Source organism: Caballeronia sp. LZ065, assembly GCF_031450975.1.
Classification (GTDB): domain Bacteria; phylum Pseudomonadota; class Gammaproteobacteria; order Burkholderiales; family Burkholderiaceae; genus Caballeronia.
The window spans coordinates 2542818-2562128 of the sequence record NZ_JARUXV010000001.1; the positions used below are offsets into that span (position 1 = coordinate 2542818).

Sequence of the window (19311 nt, forward strand, 5' to 3'; positions counted from 1 at the left end):
TCTCCATGCCGGCGTCTTAATGGTACCGGGGCGGGGGCTGTGGGGCGCCGGCCGTCGTTTCTCGCAGGAAAGGCGCGCTTACTTGCCGTAGTTAGCAATGCCTTCCGAGATTTCCTTGTGAGCGGCTTCAATGCCGTCCCAGCCCTCGACCTTCACCCACTTGCCTTTTTCGAGCGCCTTGTAGTTTTCGAAGAAGTGCTTGATCTGGTCGCGCAGATACTCGGGCACGTCTTCGATCGACTTGATGTTCGCCGTCATCGGGCAGACCTTGTCGTGCGGCACGGCGAGCAACTTGGCGTCGACGCCGGATTCGTCCGTCATCTTCAGCATGCCCAGCGCGCGCGAGCGGACCACGGAACCGGCCAGCAGCGGGAACGGCGTGATGACCAGCACGTCGACGGGATCGCCGTCGCCCGAGAGCGTCTGCGGAATGAAACCGTAGTTCACCGGGTAGCGCATGCCGGTGCCGACGAAACGGTCGACGACGAGCAGGCCCATGTCCTTGTCGGCTTCATATTTGACCGGATCGCTCTGCGCGGGAATTTCGATGATGACGTTGAAATCCTGCGGAAGATCCTTGCCGGGAGGTACGTTGTTGAAGCTCATGAGCACTCTCTGGAGAAGTTGAGGTCGCAAAAAGGAAAATGCGGGAATCGCATGGACGGCCGGGATAACGGTCCGCTGCGCTTGCCACGCATGGCCGCGCATGGCGGCGTGTGATCGCCTCATTATAGCCAATCGGGCATCGCGGCCCGGCCGGTCCGGGTTGGCGCGATAATCGGTTACGGCATTGCAGGAAGCATCGGATTCCATTCACGACACGAACACCCATCGGGAGACACGCATGGAAGAAGCGAAGCATTTCATCAACAACCGCTTTGTCGCGCCGTCGGTTGGCGAGACGATTCCCGTGGTCGATCCGTCCGACGGCCAGATCTTCGCGCAGATCGCGCGCGGCACGCCCGCCGACATCGATCGCGCGGTGGCCGCCGCCCGCGCCGCCTACGAAGGCTCGTGGGGCGCGATGAGCGCGGCCGAACGCGGCCGAATTCTCGCGCGGCTGTCCATGCTGATTGCCACCTGCCACGAGGAGATCGCGCAGATCGAGGCGCGCGACACCGGCAAGCCGCTCAAGCAGGCGCGCGCCGACGCTACCGGCATCGCGCGCTATTTCGAGTTCTACGCCGGCGCCGCCGACAAGCTCCACGGCGAAACCCTGCCCTACCAGTCCGGCTACACCGTGCTGACGATCCGCGAGGCGCATGGCGTCACCGGGCACATCGTGCCGTGGAACTATCCGCTGCAGATCTTCGGACGCAGCGTCGGCGCGGCGCTCGCGACGGGCAACGCGTGCGTCGTGAAGCCGGCGGAGGACGCGTGCCTGTCGGTGCTGCGCGTGGCGGAACTGGCGGCGGAAGCGGGCTTGCCGGACGGCGCGCTGAACATCGTCACCGGCTACGGACACGAGGCCGGCGCGGCGCTCGCGCGGCATCCGGGCATCGATCACATTTCCTTCACCGGCTCGCCCGCGACGGGCGCGGCCGTCACGAAGATGGCCGCCGACAACCATGTGCCTGTCACGCTGGAGCTCGGCGGCAAGTCGCCGCAGATCGTCTTCGCCGACGCCGATTTCGACGCCGCGCTGCCCGTGCTCGTCGCCGCGATCGTGCAGAACGCCGGGCAGACGTGTTCGGCGGGCAGCCGCGTGCTGATCGAGCGCGCGGCCTACGAGCCGCTGCTCGAACGGCTGGCGCGGGCCTTCGCGGCGCTGCGGGTCGGGCCGAGCAAGCTCGATCTCGACTGCGGCCCGCTGATCAGCGCGAAGCAGCAACAGCGCGTGTGGGATTTTCTCTCCGATGCGCAGCACGACGGCATCGCGATGGCCGCGCACGGAGAAGTGGTCGGCGACGCGCCGGAGGCCGGCTTCTATCAGGCGCCGACGCTGCTGCGCGACGTCCCGCCGAGCCACCGCCTCGCACGCGAGGAAGTGTTCGGCCCGGTGCTGGCCGCCATGCCCTTCGACGACGAAGCCGACGCGCTCCGCCTTGCCAACGGCACCGACTACGGTCTCGTGGCCGGCATCTGGACCCGCGACGGCGCGCGCCAGATGCGGCTTGCGCGGCGCGTGCGCTCGGGTCAGGTGTTCATCAACAACTATGGCGCGGGCGGCGGTATCGAGTTGCCGTTCGGCGGCGTGAAGCATTCGGGACACGGCCGCGAGAAAGGCTTCGAGGCGCTGTACGGCTTCACGACGCTGAAGACCATCGCGATCAGGCACGGCTGAGGTTGGCATCCTTTGCAGGGTTCACATCGGGAGACAAGGACATGCGACTGCAAGGCAAGACAGTGATCGTGACGGGCGGCGGCTCGGGATTCGGCGAAGGCATCGCGAAGACGTTCGCGCGCGAAGGCGCGAACGTGGTCATCAACGACCTCAACGGTCCCGCCGCCGAGCGCGTGGCCAGCGAGATCGCGCTGACGCCGTCGCTGGCGGGCGCGCATGGCCGGGCGATCGCCGTGCAAGGCGACGTGACGAAACGGCAGGACTGGCAGGCGCTGCACGACGCGGCCATTCAGGACTTCGGCAGCGTGCAGGTGGTCGTCAACAACGCGGGCACCACGCATCGCAACAAGCCCGTGCTCGACGTCACCGAAGCCGAGTTCGACCGCGTCTATGCCGTCAACGTGAAGAGCATCTACTGGAGCGTCGAACAGTTCGTGCCGTACTTTCGCGATCAGGGCGGCGGCGCGTTCATCAACGTGGCATCGACGGCAGGCGTGCGGCCGCGTCCCGGGCTCGTCTGGTACAACGGCAGCAAGGCGGCGGTGATCATCGCCAGCAAGTCGCTTGCGGTCGAACTGGGCCCGGACCGCATCCGCGTGAACTGCATCAATCCGGTGATCGGCGAAACCGCGCTGCTCTCCGAGTTCATGGGCATGGAAGACACGCCGGAGAACCGCCGCAAGTTCCTCGCCACGATTCCGCTGGGCCGGTTCTCGACGCCGCAGGACATCGCCAACGCAGCGCTCTACCTCGCTTCCGACGACGCCGAATTCATCACCGGCGTCGCGCTTGAAGTGGACGGCGGACGCTGCGTGTAGACGCGCGATGCGCGCGCCGCGGCGGGCTTCTATACGCCGGGGCGCGCGTTGCGAATCTCTCTCGAATGGACGGCGGACGCTGCGTGTAGAAGCTCGTTGCGCGTGCCGCGGCGGGCTTCTATACGCCGGGGCGCGCGTCGCGAATCTCTCTCGAAATGGACGGCGGACGCTGCGTGTAGAAGCTCGTTGCGCGTGCCGTGGCGGGCTTCTTTACGCCGGGGCGCGCGTCGCGAATCTCTCTCGAAACGGACGGCGGACGCTGCGCGTAAAAACCCGATGCTGGCGCCGCTCCATGCCTTCGCCAGACGCTTCGCGCCCCGCGAACCTCCGTGCTTTCCCTAGCGAAAACAAGCCCTTGGCGCGCAGGCCGAAGGGCTAGAATCCTTACGCGCCTGTAATCGCGGGCGGGCCGGTTCCGCACCGTGCTCCGCGCGCCAGAAAACCATAAAGGAGACAAGCACCATGGCCAGCACCGCCAATCCGATGCCTCGCCCCGGCGCCGGCGCGCCGTCCGCCTTCGAGGAGGCAACCTATCGCAAGGTGGCATGGCGGCTCTCGCCCCTGCTGTTGCTTTGCTACGTGGTCGCCTATCTGGACCGCGTGAACGTGGGCTTCGCCAAGCTCCAGATGGCCGCCGACCTGCAACTCTCGGACGCCGTGTACGGCTTCGGCGCGGGCATCTTCTTTTTCGGTTACTTCATCTTCGAGATTCCGAGCAACGTCATCCTGCATCGTGTGGGCGCGCGCGTGTGGATCGCGCGGATCATGATCTCGTGGGGCATCATCTCGGCGCTCACGATGTTCGTCACCACCCCGGCCATGTTCTACGTCATGCGCTTCCTGCTGGGCGCGGCCGAAGCGGGCTTCTTCCCCGGCATCATTCTCTATCTGACCTACTGGTTTCCGGCGCGCCGGCGCGGCCGCATGACGACGCTGTTCATGACGGCGATCGCGCTGTCGGGGCTGATTGGCGGGCCGGTCAGCGGCTGGATCATGACGCACTTCGACGGCATGCACGGCTGGCATGGCTGGCAATGGCTGCTGCTGCTCGAAGGCATTCCGTCGGTGCTGGTCGGACTGCTGGTGCTCGCGAAGCTCGATGACCGCATCGCGAAGGCGCGCTGGCTCAGCGCGGAAGAGCGCGAACTGCTCGAACGCAACATCGCCGCGGACAATGTCGAGAAGGAGGACATGCCGCTCGGCAAGATCCTGTCGAGCCCGAAGGTGTGGCTGATGAGCCTGATCTACTTTTCGTTCGTGATGGGTCTGTACGGCGTGAGCTTCTGGCTGCCGACCATCATCAAGTCGATGGGCGTGTCCGATGCGCTGAATGTCGGCCTGCTCTCGGCGATTCCGTACGGCGCGGCGGTGATCGGCATGCTGTATGCGGCCCGCAGCGCGGATCGCACCGGCGAGCGCCGCTGGCATATCGCGATTCCGGCGCTGCTTGGGGCGCTCGGGCTGGTGTTGTCGGTGATGTGGACCGGCAATACGACGCTCGCGATGCTCGGACTCACGCTCGCCACGATGGGCATCCTCACGACGCTGCCGCTGTTCTGGAGCCTGCCGACGGCGTTCCTCGCCGGCACGGGCGCGGCGGCGGGCATCGCGATGATCAATTCGCTCGGCAACCTGGCGGGCTTTCTGAGTCCGTATCTGGTGGGCTGGCTCAGGCAGGCGACGGCGTCGAACGCGAGCGGGATGTTCATGCTCGCCGGCTTCATGGTGCTGGGCGCGGCGCTGGCGTTGAGCGTGCCGGCGCGGATGGTGAATCGCTAGGGGCGCGGGGCAGCGCGGCGGACTTACGGTTCAAATGGTCGTCTGCGTCAGGCGGCCTTCGCCGGAGAAATTGAAAGGCACCCTGAAACCCGCGCTTCCCGCCGTGTAACCTGATTCTTCGATGATACGCGGCAGCCATCTAACCAGATTGCAAGCTTTGTCCAATAGGCATGATTCACCCAGGCCTTATCCAGAAAGAAGACGATCAGACGGGCACGGCGAAGGATCTCACGCTCCATTCCCTTGTTCCGTCTGTCATGGGTAATCACAGACCATCCGCCCTGATCCGACAGCACGTTGATCCAGTCTGCATCTGCGACGTTCGGCGCAAACATCTGTTTGAGATGACGGGTCTCGAGCCCGAAAGGTTCGCACAGCGCATGCATGGCTTGTGCAAACGCCGGCGGCAGATTGTGTCGACGAAAAACCTCACGCGGCCACCCCTTCTTCGAATGCAACCGCGGCGTTCACCGCAGCAAGCGGAACTTCATAGAGTGCCGCCACCGTGCTCTTGTTGCCTTCCGCAACGAATGCATCGTGCAGTATCGACGTCCTGACGTTGACGCCTGTCACGATTGGCTTCCCGAACGCGACTTTTGGGTCCAGCACGATCGCCTTGTCGGGCGTCGGATACCAGCGCATGGCCGCGTCGTGCTGATCAAACTCGATGCCGCAATAGAGCGAAGGCTCGATCAAACGGTTGAAGGCATATCGTTGCCCGGCTTGCCCGGGTGCGGAGGCAAAGAGGGTGCGCCCGTCGGTCTGGAACCGGCGTGAGGTAAAGGGATAAGGCATGCCGAAAAGCTCTCTTGCTCGACGGCTGGCAGCGCGAATCGCCTGAAGACTCACGCCATGCCGACGGAACGCCTGCACGAAACGACTCTCCAGCAGATCGTGAAAGCTCATGCCGCTCAATTCTCCGGCAAGTTCGGAGGTCCATAGCGGCGGCGAGTAAACGCTCGTTCCTCGCGTGCCGTGCCGTTCCGCATGCCCTTCCAGCCAGCGACGTAAATTTCTCACCGGGATTCTGGTGAGCTTCGATGCTTCGCCAAAGGTATAAAGTCCGATGCCCGTCAGTTCCACTTGCTTGCCTGCGAATCGTTCGATGGTGTCGACCGGTCGTTGATTGACCGGCGCTTCGGAGTGTCGAGTCCGTCGAGGATTCTAACGATTCGCCAAACGGAGATTTCCGAAAAGTCGTCTTCACGGCCACCCGGCGATCGCGACTGAAACCACCCGCGCTTCACCCGCATCCCATCACAGACTCGCATCCGCGCACCGCAACGATGCACGCCACCCCACCCGTGCACCAAAACCCCGCCCCGATCGCCACCCCAGCCGCGTAAAAGCTGCCCCGCAAATCCGCTGGAGGCCCGCCGCCCGGGCATTTCGCCCTGATTGGCATAGCCCTTGCAAATTGCGGCGGGCAATCGACATTGCGCACACAACCATATCGGCAAGGGGAACACACTCATGAAACGTCGCAGTCTGCTGAAGCTCGGTTCCATGTCGGGCGCGCTCGCCCTCGCAGGTCAGCTTCCCATTTCGAAAGCCCAGGCCGCGCAGGGAGACACCGGTCCGATCAAGGTCGGCATTCTGCATTCGCTCTCGGGCACCATGGCGATCTCCGAGACGTCGCTGAAGGACACGGCGCTGATGACCATCGCCGACATCAACAAGAGCGGCGGCGTGATGGGCCGCCAGCTCCAGCCGGTGGTGGTCGATCCGGCCTCGAACTGGCCGCTGTTCGCCGAGAAAGCGCGCCAGCTGCTGACCCAGGACAAGTGCGCCGTCGTGTTCGGCTGCTGGACTTCGGTGTCGCGCAAGTCGGTGCTGCCGGTGTTCGAGGAGCTGAATGGCCTGCTCTTCTACCCGGTGCAGTACGAAGGCGAGGAGATGTCGCGCAACGTGTTCTACACGGGCGCCGCGCCGAACCAGCAGGCGATCCCTGCCGTCGAGTACCTGATGGGACCGGAAGGCGGCAACGCCAAGCGCTTCTTCCTGCTCGGCACTGACTACGTGTATCCGCGCACGACCAACAAGATCCTGCGTGCGTTCCTCCACTCCAAGGGCGTCAAGGATGCGGACATACAAGAGGTCTACACACCGTTCGGACATAGCGACTATCAGACCATCGTCGCGAACATCAAGACCTTTGCCCAGGGGGGAAAGACGACGGTTGTCTCTACGATCAACGGCGATTCCAACGTACCGTTCTACAAGGAGCTCGGCAACCAGGGCCTGAAGGCGACCGACGTGCCGGTCGTCGCGTTCTCGGTGGGAGAAGAGGAATTGCGGGGCATCGACACCAAGCCGCTCGTCGGCCACCTCGCCGCCTGGAACTACTTCATGTCGGTGAAGAACCCGAACAACTCGAAGTTCGAGAAGGAATTCTTCGCGTATGCGCAAGCGCAGAACCTGCCGGGCGGAAACAAGCGCGTGACGAACGATCCGATGGAAGCGACCTTCGTCGGCATCCACATGTGGAAGCAGGCCGTCGAGAAGGCGAAGAGCGCCGATGTCGACAAGGTGCGCGTCGCGATGATCGGCCAGACCTTCCCCGCGCCTTCCGGCTTCACGCTGACGATGGACGGCAATCATCACCTGCACAAGCCGGTGATGATCGGCGAGATTCGCGGCGACGGTCAGTTCAACGTCGTGTGGAAGACCAAGACTGCGGTCCGCGCGCAGCCGTGGAGCCCGTTCATTGCCGGCAACGAAGGCAAGCCGGACGTGGTCAGTTCGATCCCGTCGTTCCTGCGCCGCCAGCGCGTGCGCGCCGCCTGACGCTTGGCATGTTGATGGCGTGAAGCAGGACGATTGAAGCAGGTCGTCTGAAGCACAGGCCGCGCGTGCCCGCCTCGCGCGGCCCTCGAAGTCTCATTAGAAAGGCCATCATGACCGGTTCCCTCGTGCGCATGTTGTGCGCGCTGTGCATCGCGCTTACGCCGTTCGCGGCGCATGCGCTCACTCAAGACGATCTCGCGCCGCTCGCGGGCGACGACTTCGAAGCCAAGGCCGCCGCGATCGACAAGCTCATCGCCAACGCCGACACGCCTTCGGTTGCTGTGCTGAATGCATTGTCGGACGGCTCCGCCGTCGCGACCGACGACGGTCACGTCTATCTCCAGACCGACGACGGCAACAAGGACCCGCTCACGGGCAAGGTGGTCGAAGCGCCCGATGCGCAGCCGATCACGCTCAGCAACATCCTGCGCAGCAAGGTATCGGGCGCGCTGTCCGGCCTGCAGCTCGCCTCCCCCGATACCGCGAAGCGCCGCGATGCCATCGCCGCGTTGTTGAAGAGCCCGGACCCGGCGATGAAGCCGTTGATCGACCGCGCCCGCGCCATCGAGAAGGATCCTGAATTGAAGAAGCGCCTCGACACGCTCTGGGCGATGACCGCGCTGCACGATCCCGACGTGAACAAGCGTCTGGAGGCGGCGCAGCTCGTCGCGGCGCGGCACGACCTCGACATGTACGAGCTGCTGCGCCCGATCGTCGCGAAGAAGGCCGACGGCAGCTGGAACGAGCCCGATGAGCGCGTGCGCGGCGCGGCGCAGGCAGGCATTTACGCGCTGGACTCCATCCAGCGCCGCAGCGAGATTTTCGGCACGCTGTTCGCGGGGCTGTCGCTCGGCAGCGTGCTGCTGCTCGCGGCGCTGGGACTGGCGATCACGTACGGGCTGATTGGCGTGATCAACATGGCGCACGGCGAGTTTCTGATGATCGGCGCCTATGCGACCTATGTGGTGCAGAACCTCGTGCAGCATTACGCGCCCGCCGCGTTCAACTGGTATCCGTTGTTTGCGGTGCCGGTGTCGTTTGCGGCGGCGGCACTGGTCGGCATCGTGCTCGAACGGCTGGTGCTGAAGCATCTCTATGGCCGTCCGCTCGAAACGCTGCTGACGACCTTCGGCATCAGCCTGATCCTGATCCAGGCCGTGCGCACCCTGTTTGGCGCGCAGAACGTGCAGGTGACCAATCCGTCGTGGATGAGCGGCGGCGTCGCCGTGATGCAGAACCTGATCCTGCCGTACAACCGCCTGACGATCCTCGCCTTCTCGCTGGCCGTGGTGCTGATTGCATGGGCGGTCCTGACCAAGACGCGTCTTGGGTTGTTCGTGCGCGCGGTGACGCAGAACCGCCGCATGGCTGCGTGCGTCGGCGTGAAGACGGCGCGTGTGGATTCCTACGCGTTCGCGTTCGGCGCGGGCATTGCGGGCCTCGGCGGCTGTGCGCTCTCGCAGATCGGCAATGTCGGTCCGGATCTGGGCCAGAGCTACATCATCGATTCGTTCATGGCGGTGGTGCTGGGCGGCGTCGGCCAGTTGGCGGGCACGGTGATCGGCGGCTTCGGTCTCGGGCTGGTCAGCAAGGCGGCGGAGCCGTTCTGGGGTGCGGTGCTCGCGAAGATCGCGGTGCTCGTGCTGATCGTGTTGTTCATCCAGAAGCGTCCGCAGGGCATGTTTGCCCTGAAGGGCCGCAGCGCGGAGGCCTGAGTCATGAACGCCACGACCAATCTGTCCGCCAATCTCGACGTCGCGCCGCAACCCGACGCCGACGCTGCCCGCGCCGGTTTCGCGCTGGGCCTGCCGCCACGCGCTGCGCTGTTGCCGCGTCGCGGCTGGATCGCGCTGCTGGCGCTCGTCATCGCGATGGGCATTGTCGTGCCTGTGTCGGCGCTGGTGCTGCCGGAGACGAGCGCGTTCCACTTGTCCGCATATGGGATGACGCTGGTTGGCAAGCTGATGTGCTATGCGATCGGCGCGCTCGCGCTGGATCTCGTGTGGGGTTACTGCGGCATCCTGAGCCTGGGCCATGCGCTGTTCTTCGCGCTGGGCGGCTATGCGATGGGCATGTACCTGATGCGCTCGATTGGCCGCGAGGGTGTGTACAAGAGCGACCTGCCCGACTTCATGGTGTTTCTCGACTGGCACAAGCTGCCGTGGTACTGGGAGGGCACGGAGCATCTCTGGTATGCGCTGCTGCTGGTGGTGCTGGTGCCCGGTGTGCTGGCGTGGGTGTTCGGCTTCTTTACCTTTCGATCGCGCGTGAAGGGTGTGTATTTGTCGATCATCACGCAGGCGATGACATTCGCAGCGATGCTGCTGTTCTATCGCAACGAGACGGGCTTTGGCGGCAACAATGGCTTTACCGACTTCAAGCGTATTGCGGGCTTTCCGGTCGTGCATGCGGGCACGCGGACGGCGTTGTTTTTGATTACGTTCGCGGTACTGGTGCTGGCGTTTCTCGCGGCGCGCTGGATCGTTACGTCGAAGTTGGGGCGCGTTGTGACCGGCGTGCGCGATGGCGAGACGCGCCTGATGTTTCTCGGCTATAGCCCGCTTGCGTACAAGTTGTTCATCTGGACGGTATCGGCGGTGCTGTGCGGGATTGCGGGGGCGTTGTATGTGCCGCAGGTGGGCATCATCAATCCGAGTGAGATGTCGCCGGCGAATTCGATCGAGATGGCGATCTGGGTGGCGGTGGGCGGACGCGGCACGTTGATCGGGCCGATCATCGGCGCGTTTGCGGTGAATGGTGCGAAGAGCTTTTTCACGGCGTATTTCGCGGAATACTGGCTGTTTTTCCTTGGACTGATTTTCACGCTGGTGCCCTTGTTGCTGCCCAACGGCATCATGGGGCTGATTGAACTGGTGCGCCGCAGGAAGGCGCATGGCGGGGCGCATACGGAGGCAGCGGAATGACCGCGCACAATGCATTGATCGTGGATCTTCCGCCGCTGCCGCAGCTCGACGAGCGCACGGGTTTGAATGGGATTGCGGGGCTGGGGCATGTGCTTGCGCCGGGGGAGATTGACGTATCGCACGGGACGATTCTGTATCTGGAGGACGTGACGGTGAGCTTCGACGGCTTTCGTGCGTTGAACAAGCTGACGTTGTCCATTGATGTGGGTGAGTTGCGCTGTGTGATCGGGCCGAATGGTGCGGGCAAGACGACGATGATGGACGTCATCACGGGCAAGACGCGACCTGACGATGGCCGCGTGTTTCTGGGACAGACGCTGGATCTGACGCGTTTGTCGGAGCCGGTGATTGCGCGTACGGGGATTGGTCGCAAGTTCCAGAAGCCGACGGTGTTCGAGAATCACCCGGTGTGGGAGAACCTTGAACTGGCGATGAAGACGGACAAGCGCTGGTTTGCTTCGCTGCGGGCGCGGCTGGACCGGCAGGCGCAGGCACGGATTGAGGAAACGCTGGAGTTGATACGCTTGCAGCATCAGGCGACGCGGCTGGCGGGGGAATTGTCGCATGGGCAGAAGCAGCGGCTGGAGATTGGTATGTTGCTGATGCAGCAGCCGGCGTTGTTGCTGCTCGATGAGCCGGCGGCGGGGATGACCGATCATGAAACGATGGAACTAGCCGAGTTGTTGAACACGCTGCGCGGTTCATGTTCGATGATGGTTGTTGAGCATGATATGGAGTTTGTTGCTGCGCTTGCTGGGGACCATGGGAAGGTTACTGTCATGGCCGAAGGCAGTGTTTTGGCCGAAGGGACGCTGGATTCCGTCAAGCGGGATGAGGCGGTGATTGAGTCGTACTTGGGGAGGTGAAGGTTTTCTTTTGCTTGCGCTCGGTTGTCGTTCGCTTGCGCTCAGGTGTCGTTCGCTTGCGCTTCTATGGACTTCCCGTGTTCGCGTCGGTCTGTTGGCATTGCCCCTCCCCGGGGCGGGGGTAACTTTCTTTGCGGCTGCAAAGAAAGTCACCAAAGAAAGCAGCTTTCTTACCGCCCAGCGTAGTCACACGGACGCAGCACAGAACCCGGTTTCTGGCCCGGCAGTAGCAAGTGCCCTCATAGGCCCCACCGGGCTTGGATCGCGGACCCACTGTGACTACGCGCCGTTTAACGAACTGGTGCAGCACCTAAAAGTTCCGGCCCAGCGCTACGCGCTGCCGCAGGGTATGCAAGGGAAACCGAGGGAAGGCACAGGCGGCGAGATGGGCGCATTAGCAAGGGAGCACCGGCAGACCCGATTGACCGGTCGGCGGCGCGTAGCGCTGCGCCGGAGCATTCAAGGGCTGCACCAGTTCGTCAAACGGCGCGTTGTCACAGTGGGTCCGCGATCCACGCCCCGTGGGGCCTATGAGGGCACTCGCTAGTGCCGGGCCAGTGAGGTATTTCTGTGTCGCGCCGCTAGGTGGCCCTTGGGCGGGAAGAAAAGCTGCTTTCTTTGGTGACTTTCTTTGCAGCCGCAAAGAAAGTTACCCCCGCCCCGGGGAGGGGCAGTGCCAACAGACCGACGCGAATACAGGAAGTCCATAGAAGCGCAAGCAGACAACAAACAAGCGCAAGCAAAGCAAAACCGAACCAACCGCAAGGCCAAAACCCATGTTGGAAATAGAAAACCTGAACCAATACTACGGCGGCAGCCACATCCTCCGCGAAGTGCGGATGACCGTGCCGGAAGGCAAGCTGACCGTCCTGCTAGGCCGCAACGGCGTAGGCAAAACGACGCTTCTCCGCTGCCTGATGGGCGTGGTGCCGACCAAAACCGGCACCGTAACCTGGCGAGGCACCACGATCTCAACCATGCCGACCCACACCCGCGTGGCGAGCGGCCTCGCCTACGTCCCGCAAGGCCGGGACATTTTCGGCCGCCTGACAGTAGAAGAAAATCTGCTGGTCGGCGCCGCCAGCCGCAAGGCCCCCTCAAAAATCCCCGACCGCATCTACGAGCTCTTCCCCGTGCTACGGGAAATGAAACACCGCCGCGGCGGCGACCTCTCCGGCGGGCAGCAGCAACAACTCGCCATCGGCCGCGCCCTCATGAGCGAACCCCAACTCCTGATCCTCGACGAACCCACCGAAGGCATCCAGCCATCCATCATCCGCGATATCGGCCGCACACTCCGCCAGCTCGTCGATGAAATGGGCATGACCGTCCTGCTCGTCGAGCAATACTACGACTTCGCCCGCGAACTCGCCGACCACTACTGGGTCATGAGCCGCGGCGAAATCATCGCAGGCGGCGCCGGCAATGAAATGGACCAGCATGGAGTGCGCGAGCTGATCGCCGTATGATCCCGACTCACCCCTGACCCGCATCGCCCATGCACCACGAATCTCACGCCGCGCTCGCCGATCCCCACGTATGGCGCGGCCGCCTCGAACTCGGCTTCACGCATCAGCACGGCCGCACCGTCTGCTCACATCGCAAGCACGAAGGACCGCTGCGGCTGCAACGCCCGCTCTATCCCGAAGCCGACATCTGCCACACCGTGATCGTGCATCCGCCCGGCGGCGTCGCGGGCGGCGACCGCCTCTCCATCGACATCCGCCTCCACGAACACACCCACGCCGTCATCACGACGCCCGGCGCCACCAAGTGGTACAAGGCCAACGGCCGGCTCGCCACGCAACGCATCGACATCACGCTCGCCGCCGGCGCAAAGCTCGACTGGCTGCCGCAAAACAACATCGTGTTCGAGTCGTCCAATATCGAGCTCGACTTCGACCTGACACTCGACGACGACGCCACCGCCATCGGCTGGGACGCCATGCTGCTCGGCCGCGCCGCCGCCGGCGAGAAGTGGACGCAAGGCCATATCCGCGCGCTATCGCGCATCGGGCATCGCGACGGCACCACGCGCTGGCTCGAACGCACGCTGCTCGCCGCCGACGACCCGCTGCGCGATTCACCCCAGGGCCTCGCCGGTTTTCCGGCCTACGGCACGCTGTGGGCCATCGGCCCCGCCTGCGACGACGCGCTCGCCGAAACCCTCACCGCCGCCCTGCCGTTCGACGCCGAACTGCGCGCCGCCGCCTCCTGCGTCGCGCCGGGCGTGCTGATCGTGCGCGCCGTCAGCCGCTCGATGGAACCGCTGCAGAACGCCCTCGCCGCATGCTGGATGCAGCTTCGTCCCATCGTGCATGGCGTCGAAGCGCGCCCGCTTCGCCTGTGGACTACCTAGTACGCACCACAATGGCGCATCACGCTGCCCTGCAAGGGGGCGCGGCAACGCGCCCATGAACCGGGAAGCTCGACAGGACAAGACCGTCGCCCCGATGGCACGACTCTCGCTTTAAGCCTTCGCTCAAGAGCCGCACTTCCCACGCGGCCGCCAAGACCGATCAAGACCGAAGGATCATCGATGCACACCCCGTTCTCCCGCGCCCGCCGCACGGCGCTCGCCGCCCTTGCCGTCTCCCTCGCCGCCTTCACGCCCCTCGCCGCCCACGCGGATGCGCTCGACACCATCGCGAAGAACGGCACACTGCGCGTGGCCGTGCCCGAGGACTATCCGCCGTTCGGCTCGGTCGGCGCGGACATGAAGCCGCAAGGCTATGACGTCGACATGGCCGCCTTGCTCGCCAAGTCGCTGAACGTGAAGCTCGAACTCGTGCCCGTCAACAGCGCCAACCGCATCCCCTATCTGACGACCAACAAGGTGGACCTCGTGATCTCGTCGCTCGGCAAGACGCCCGAGCGCGAGAAGGTGCTGGACTTCTCGACCGCCTACGCGCCCTACTTCCAGGGCGTGTTCGGCCCCGCCGACATCAAGGTTGCCGGCCCCGCGGATCTCACCGGCAAGACCGTCGGCGCCACGCGCGGCGCGCTCGAAGAGATCGCGCTCTCGCAGATGGCCCCGAACGCCACCATCAAGCGCTTCGAAGACAACAACGCGACCATCTCCGCCTTCCTCTCCGGACAAGTGCAGCTGATCGCGGCGGGCAACATCGTCGCGGCCGCGATCCTCGCGAAGAACCCGCCGCGCCGCCCCGAAGCCAAGTTCGTCATCAAGGATTCGCCGTGCTTCGTCGGCATGAACAAGAACGAGCCGCGTCTGCTCGCCAAGGTCGACGGCGCGATCGCACAGGCAAAGAAGGACGGCACGCTCGACACCCTGTCGAAGAAGTGGTTCAGGCAGCCGCTGCCCGCCACCCTGTGACCGGGAGCGGGGCATAGCATGGCCTACGAACTTGAGTTCTCCGATCTCGCGCAATACGCGGGCATGTTCGCGAGCGGCGCGGCGACGACGCTTGCGCTCACCGCCGTCTCGACCGCGCTGGGCGTCTCGCTCGGCGTGCTCGGCGCGGCCGGGCGCGACAGTCCGCGCCCGTCGCTGAATGCCCTCGTCGGCGCGTATGTCGAGGCAATCCGCAACACGCCGTTCATCGTGCAGCTGTTCTTCGTGTTCTTCGGCTTGCCGGCGCTCGGCATCCACCTGAGCGAGTACGTCGCCGCCATTCTCGCGATGACGCTCAACCTCGGCGCCTATTCCACCGAGATCATCCGCGCGGGCATCGCGGCCGTGCCGAAGGGACATCACGAAGCGGCGGCGTCGCTGGCGCTGTCGCGCGGCGAGACCTTCCGCCATGTCGTGCTGCCGCAGGCGCTCGCCAAGGTGTTTCCCGCGCTGACGAGCCAGATCGTCATCACGATGCTCGGCTCAGCGGTCGTCTCGCAGATCTCCGTGCCCGATCTCACCTACGCGGCGAGCTATATCCAGTCACGCAATTTCCGCGCGTTCGAGACGTGCTTCTTCATCACCGGCGCGTATCTCGTGATGGCCCTCGTGTTGCGCACCGTCCTCAACGTGGCCGGCAAGCGTTTCCTCACCGCCAGCCGGAGCCACGCGCGATGATCGAATTCACCCTCGCGCAGATCGTCGAGAACCTGTTGCTCGCGGCGCGCTGGACCATCGTGCTGTCCATCGTGTCGTTCGTGCTGGGCGGCATCGTCGGCTTCGCGCTGCTCGTCATGCGCGTGTCGAAGTCCCAGGTCCTGCGCATGCTCGTCAAGGGCTATATCCAGATTTTCCAGGGCACGCCGCTGCTGATGCAGTTGTTCCTCGTGTTCTTCGGCCTGCCGTTGCTCGGCGTCGATGTCGCGCCGTGGTTCGCGGCGACCATCGGCCTCACGCTTTTCACCAGCGCCTATCTCGCGGAGATCTGGCGCGGCGCCGTGGAAGCCGTGCCGATGGGCCAGTGGGAAGCGTCGTCATCGCTCGCGATGAGCTACTTCGAGCAGCTGCGCCACGTGATCCTGCCGCAGGCGCTGCGCATCGCCGTCGGTCCCACGGTGGGCTTCGCCGTGCAGGCGGTCAAGGACACGGCGCTGGTTTCGATCATCGGCTTCACCGAGCTCACCAAGGCCGGCACGATGATTTCGAATGCAACTTTCCGGCCCTTCCTCGTGTATGGACTCGTGGCCGTGATCTATTTCGTGCTCTGCTATCCGCTCACGCGCTATGCACGCACGCTTCAAAGGAAATGGCATGCCGCTCGTTGAAACCCGCAATCTCCAGAAGCAGTTCGGCACCAACCCGGTGCTGAGGGGCATCGACTTTTCCGTCGAGCGCGGCCAGGTCGTGTCGATCATCGGGCGCAGCGGCTCGGGCAAGAGCACCCTGCTGCGCACGCTGAACGGGTTGGAAAGCATCGACGAAGGGTCGATCGAAATCGACGGCGAGCACATGGACGCGCGCCACGCCGACCTGCGCGCGCTGCGCCTCAAGGTGGGCATGGTGTTCCAGCAGTACAACCTGTTCCCGCATCTCACCGCCGGCCAGAACGTGATGCTCGCGCAGACGGTGGTCAAGAAGATCCACAAGGCCAAGGCCCGCGCCACCGCGCATTCGGTGCTCGAACGCGTGGGCCTCGGCGACAAGTTCGACGCCTTTCCCGACCAGTTGTCCGGCGGCCAGCAGCAGCGCGTGGCCATCGCCCGCGCGCTTGCGATGAAGCCCACCGTGCTGCTGTGCGACGAGATCACCTCGGCGCTCGATCCCGAACTCGTCGGCGAAGTGCTGGCCGTGGTGGAAGACCTCGCCCGCGACGGCATGACGCTCATCATGGTCACGCACGAGATGCGCTTCGCGCGCAAGGTGAGCGACAAGGTCGTGTTCATGCATCAGGGACGCGTGTGGGAATCCGGCGCGCCGGACGCGATCTTCGAGCGGCCCTCGACCGTGGAGTTGCAGCGCTTCATCCAGTGAGCCGCAAGCCGTCCGTAAGAACGGAAGCAGGCTAACGAAACAAGACGTTCCGGTGCTAGCATGGCGCGGCCCGTCACGCCTTACTGCCCAAGAAGCTCATGAAACTGACACCCAGAGAAAAGGACAAGCTGCTGATCTTCACCGCGGCGCTGCTCGCGGAACGCCGCCGCGCACGCGGCCTGAAGCTCAACTATCCCGAGGCCGTGGCGTTCATCTCGGCCGCGCTGATGGAAGCGGCGCGCGACGGCCAGACCGTCGCCGAGGTCATGCACTACGGCACCACGCTGCTCACCCGCGACGACGTGATGGAAGGCGTCCCCGAGATGATCCCGGACATCCAGATCGAAGCGACCTTCCCCGACGGCACGAAGCTTGTGACCGTCCATCATCCGATTCCCTGAGCAGAGCGACGCTGATGATTCCCGGCGAATATTTCATCGATGACGGCGAGCACGAACTCAACGTGGGCCGCGAGACCGTGACGGTCGTCGTCGCGAATCATGGCGACCGGCCGGTGCAGGTCGGCTCGCATTATCATTTCTACGAAGTCAATGCGGCGCTCAAGTTCGAGCGCGAGCAGGCGCGCGGCTTCCGGCTGAACATCGCGGCGGGCACCGCCGTGCGCTTCGAGCCGGGCCAGGAACGCACGGTCGAGCTCGTGGCGCTCGCGGGCGACCGCCATGTGTACGGCTTCAACGGCCTCGTCATGGGTCCGCTCTAAATCATTCCCGCAAAAGGACGCTGAGAATATGACGCTACGCATCGGCCGCCGCGCTTATGCGGAAATGTTCGGCCCGACCACCGGCGACCGCGTGCGCCTTGCCGACACCGAACTCATCATCGAAGTCGAGCGCGACTTCACCACCTACGGCGAAGAAGTGAAGTTCGGCGGCGGCAAGGTGATCCGCGACGGCATGGGCCAGTCGCAGCGCGCCGCCGCGGACGTGGTCGATACCGTCGTGACCAACGCGCTGATCCTCGATCACTGGGGCATCGTGAAGGCCGACATCGGCATCAAGGGCGGGCGCATCTTCGCCGTCGGCAAGGCCGGCAATCCGGATATCCAGCCGAACGTGAACATCGCCATCGGCGCTGCCACCGAAGTGATCGCGGGCGAAGGGCTGATCGTCACGGCGGGCGGCGTGGATACGCACATCCACTTCATCAGCCCGCAGCAGATCGACGAAGCGCTCGCGAGCGGCGTCACCACCATGCTCGGCGGCGGCACCGGCCCCGCGACCGGCACCAACGCAACCACTTGCACGCCGGGACCGTGGCACATGGAGCGCATGCTCCAGGCCGCCGACGGCTGGCCGATGAACCTCGGCTTCCTCGGCAAGGGCAACGCGAGCCTGCCGGCGCCGCTGATCGAACAGGTGAAGGCCGGCGCGATCGGCCTGAAGCTGCATGAGGACTGGGGCACGACGCCCGCGGCCATCGACAACTGCCTCTCGGTGGCCGACGACACCGACACGCAAGTCGCCATCCACACGGACACGCTGAACGAGGCGGGCTTCGTCGAGACGACCATCGCCGCGTTCAAGGGCCGCACGATCCACACGTATCACACGGAAGGTGCGGGCGGCGGGCATGCGCCGGACATCATCAAGGTGGCGGGCGAATCGAACGTGCTGCCCTCCTCCACCAACCCGACGCGCCCCTACACCATCAACACGCTCGACGAACACCTCGACATGCTGATGGTGTGTCATCACCTGGATCCGTCGATTGCGGAGGACATCGCGTTCGCCGAGTCGCGCATCCGCCGCGAGACCATCGCGGCCGAAGACATCCTGCACGATCTGGGCGCGCTTTCGATGCTGTCGTCGGATTCGCAGGCGATGGGCCGGGTCGGCGAAGTCATCATCCGCACTTGGCAGACGGCGCACAAGATGAAGGTGCAGCGCGGCGCGCTGCCGGAGGACGCCGGACGCAACGACAACTTCCGCGCCAAGCGCTACGTCGCCAAGTACACGATCAATCCGGCGATCACGCACGGCATCGCGCATGAAGTGGGCTCCATCGAGCCGGGCAAGTGGGCGGACCTCGTGTTCTGGGAGCCCGCGTTCTTCGGCGTGAAGCCTTCGCTGATCGTCAAGGGCGGCATGATCGCGCTGGCGCAGATGGGCGACCCGAACGCCTCGATTCCGACGCCGCAGCCGGTGCATTACCGCGAGATGTTCGCCACGCGCGGCGGCGCGCTCGGCAAGACCTCGCTCACGTTCGTCTCGCAGATGGCGATGGAAGCGCGCATCGCGGATCGCTACGGACTGTCCAAGCAGGTGGTCGCGGTAAGGAATTGCCGCAATGTGAAGAAGGCCGACATGATTCACAATGCATGGCAACCGTCCATCAGCGTCGATCCGCAGACCTATCAGGTGATCGCCGACGGACAATTGCTCACTTGCGACCCCGCCACCGTCCTGCCGATGGCGCAGCGCTATTTCCTGTTCTGATGCCATGCCGA

Annotated in this window: 19 protein-coding genes; 16 read left to right on the forward strand and 3 right to left on the reverse strand. The window is 64.5% G+C overall.

The genetic code is table 11. The annotated features are described in order from the left end of the window. Positions 1 to 78 precede the first annotated feature (78 nt). The gene (ppa, locus tag QCE63_RS11735; protein ID WP_309809382.1) at positions 79 to 606 is read right to left on the reverse strand and encodes an inorganic diphosphatase; all 528 of its coding nucleotides are present in this window, start codon (positions 604 to 606) and stop codon (positions 79 to 81) included. 238 nt (positions 607 to 844) lie between these two features. On the opposite strand from ppa, the gene QCE63_RS11740 reads away from it, so the two are divergent. The 3 genes from QCE63_RS11740 (at position 845) to QCE63_RS11750 (ending at position 4881) form a co-directional block, all read left to right on the forward strand. Next, positions 845 to 2284: an aldehyde dehydrogenase family protein gene (locus QCE63_RS11740; RefSeq protein WP_309833003.1), complete on the forward strand. Its 1440-nt coding sequence runs from the start codon at positions 845 to 847 to the stop codon at positions 2282 to 2284. Positions 2285 to 2325: 41 nt separating this feature from the next. Further along, positions 2326 to 3102: an SDR family oxidoreductase gene (locus QCE63_RS11745; protein WP_309833005.1), complete on the forward strand. Its 777-nt coding sequence runs from the start codon at positions 2326 to 2328 to the stop codon at positions 3100 to 3102. Between the two features lie 462 nt (positions 3103 to 3564). Next, positions 3565 to 4881, forward strand: a complete 1317-nt coding sequence (locus tag QCE63_RS11750) for an MFS transporter (RefSeq protein ID WP_309833007.1) — start codon at positions 3565 to 3567, stop codon at positions 4879 to 4881. 47 nt (positions 4882 to 4928) lie between these two features. On the opposite strand, the gene QCE63_RS11755 is transcribed toward QCE63_RS11750, so the two are convergent. Next, positions 4929 to 5267 carry a hypothetical protein gene (locus QCE63_RS11755; RefSeq protein WP_309833008.1) on the reverse strand — a complete coding sequence of 113 codons (339 nt, stop codon included), beginning with the start codon at positions 5265 to 5267 and terminating at the stop codon, positions 4929 to 4931. A gap of 43 nt (positions 5268 to 5310) precedes the next feature. Beyond that, entirely contained in the window at positions 5311 to 5964 is a 654-nt protein-coding gene (locus QCE63_RS11760) for a DUF433 domain-containing protein (RefSeq protein ID WP_309833009.1), read from the reverse strand. A 390-nt stretch (positions 5965 to 6354) separates the two neighbouring features. On the opposite strand from QCE63_RS11760, the gene urtA reads away from it, so the two are divergent. From urtA to ureC, 13 genes are all read left to right on the forward strand, one after another. After that, entirely contained in the window at positions 6355 to 7668 is a 1314-nt protein-coding gene (urtA, locus tag QCE63_RS11765; protein ID WP_309833010.1) for an urea ABC transporter substrate-binding protein, read from the forward strand. Between the two features lie 110 nt (positions 7669 to 7778). After that, complete coding sequence (gene urtB / locus QCE63_RS11770) at positions 7779 to 9383, forward strand: urea ABC transporter permease subunit UrtB (RefSeq protein ID WP_309833011.1); 1605 nt, start codon at positions 7779 to 7781, stop codon at positions 9381 to 9383. A 3-nt stretch (positions 9384 to 9386) separates the two neighbouring features. Further along, a complete protein-coding gene (gene urtC / locus QCE63_RS11775) occupies positions 9387 to 10592 on the forward strand; it encodes an urea ABC transporter permease subunit UrtC (protein ID WP_309833013.1) in 1206 nt (401 codons plus the stop codon). Continuing rightward, positions 10589 to 11458 (forward strand): urea ABC transporter ATP-binding protein UrtD, encoded by an 870-nt coding sequence (urtD, locus tag QCE63_RS11780; RefSeq protein ID WP_309833015.1) that lies wholly within the window; start codon positions 10589 to 10591, stop codon positions 11456 to 11458. Before urtC ends, urtD begins: the two co-directional genes overlap by 4 nt. A gap of 776 nt (positions 11459 to 12234) precedes the next feature. Then, positions 12235 to 12927: an urea ABC transporter ATP-binding subunit UrtE gene (gene urtE / locus QCE63_RS11785; RefSeq protein ID WP_309833016.1), complete on the forward strand. Its 693-nt coding sequence runs from the start codon at positions 12235 to 12237 to the stop codon at positions 12925 to 12927. A 29-nt stretch (positions 12928 to 12956) separates the two neighbouring features. Next, on the forward strand, positions 12957 to 13817 hold the full coding sequence (locus QCE63_RS11790; RefSeq protein ID WP_309833017.1) for an urease accessory protein UreD: 861 nt from the start codon (positions 12957 to 12959) through the stop codon (positions 13815 to 13817). Between the two features lie 180 nt (positions 13818 to 13997). Continuing rightward, a complete protein-coding gene (locus tag QCE63_RS11795; protein WP_309833019.1) occupies positions 13998 to 14795 on the forward strand; it encodes a transporter substrate-binding domain-containing protein in 798 nt (265 codons plus the stop codon). Between the two features lie 18 nt (positions 14796 to 14813). After that, entirely contained in the window at positions 14814 to 15491 is a 678-nt protein-coding gene (locus tag QCE63_RS11800; protein WP_309833020.1) for an amino acid ABC transporter permease, read from the forward strand. Beyond that, positions 15488 to 16138, forward strand: coding sequence for an amino acid ABC transporter permease (locus QCE63_RS11805; RefSeq protein WP_309833021.1), 651 nt, complete (start codon positions 15488 to 15490; stop codon positions 16136 to 16138). Before QCE63_RS11800 ends, QCE63_RS11805 begins: the two co-directional genes overlap by 4 nt. Continuing rightward, entirely contained in the window at positions 16125 to 16844 is a 720-nt protein-coding gene (locus QCE63_RS11810) for an amino acid ABC transporter ATP-binding protein (RefSeq protein WP_309833022.1), read from the forward strand. The genes QCE63_RS11805 and QCE63_RS11810 overlap by 14 nt, the downstream gene beginning before the upstream one ends. A gap of 98 nt (positions 16845 to 16942) precedes the next feature. Then, the gene (gene ureA / locus QCE63_RS11815; RefSeq protein WP_309809433.1) at positions 16943 to 17245 is read left to right on the forward strand and encodes an urease subunit gamma; all 303 of its coding nucleotides are present in this window, start codon (positions 16943 to 16945) and stop codon (positions 17243 to 17245) included. 14 nt (positions 17246 to 17259) lie between these two features. Continuing rightward, positions 17260 to 17565, forward strand: a complete 306-nt coding sequence (locus QCE63_RS11820; protein ID WP_309833023.1) for an urease subunit beta — start codon at positions 17260 to 17262, stop codon at positions 17563 to 17565. A 28-nt stretch (positions 17566 to 17593) separates the two neighbouring features. Further along, positions 17594 to 19300 (forward strand): urease subunit alpha, encoded by a 1707-nt coding sequence (gene ureC / locus QCE63_RS11825; RefSeq protein WP_309833024.1) that lies wholly within the window; start codon positions 17594 to 17596, stop codon positions 19298 to 19300. Positions 19301 to 19311: the final 11 nt, after the last annotated feature.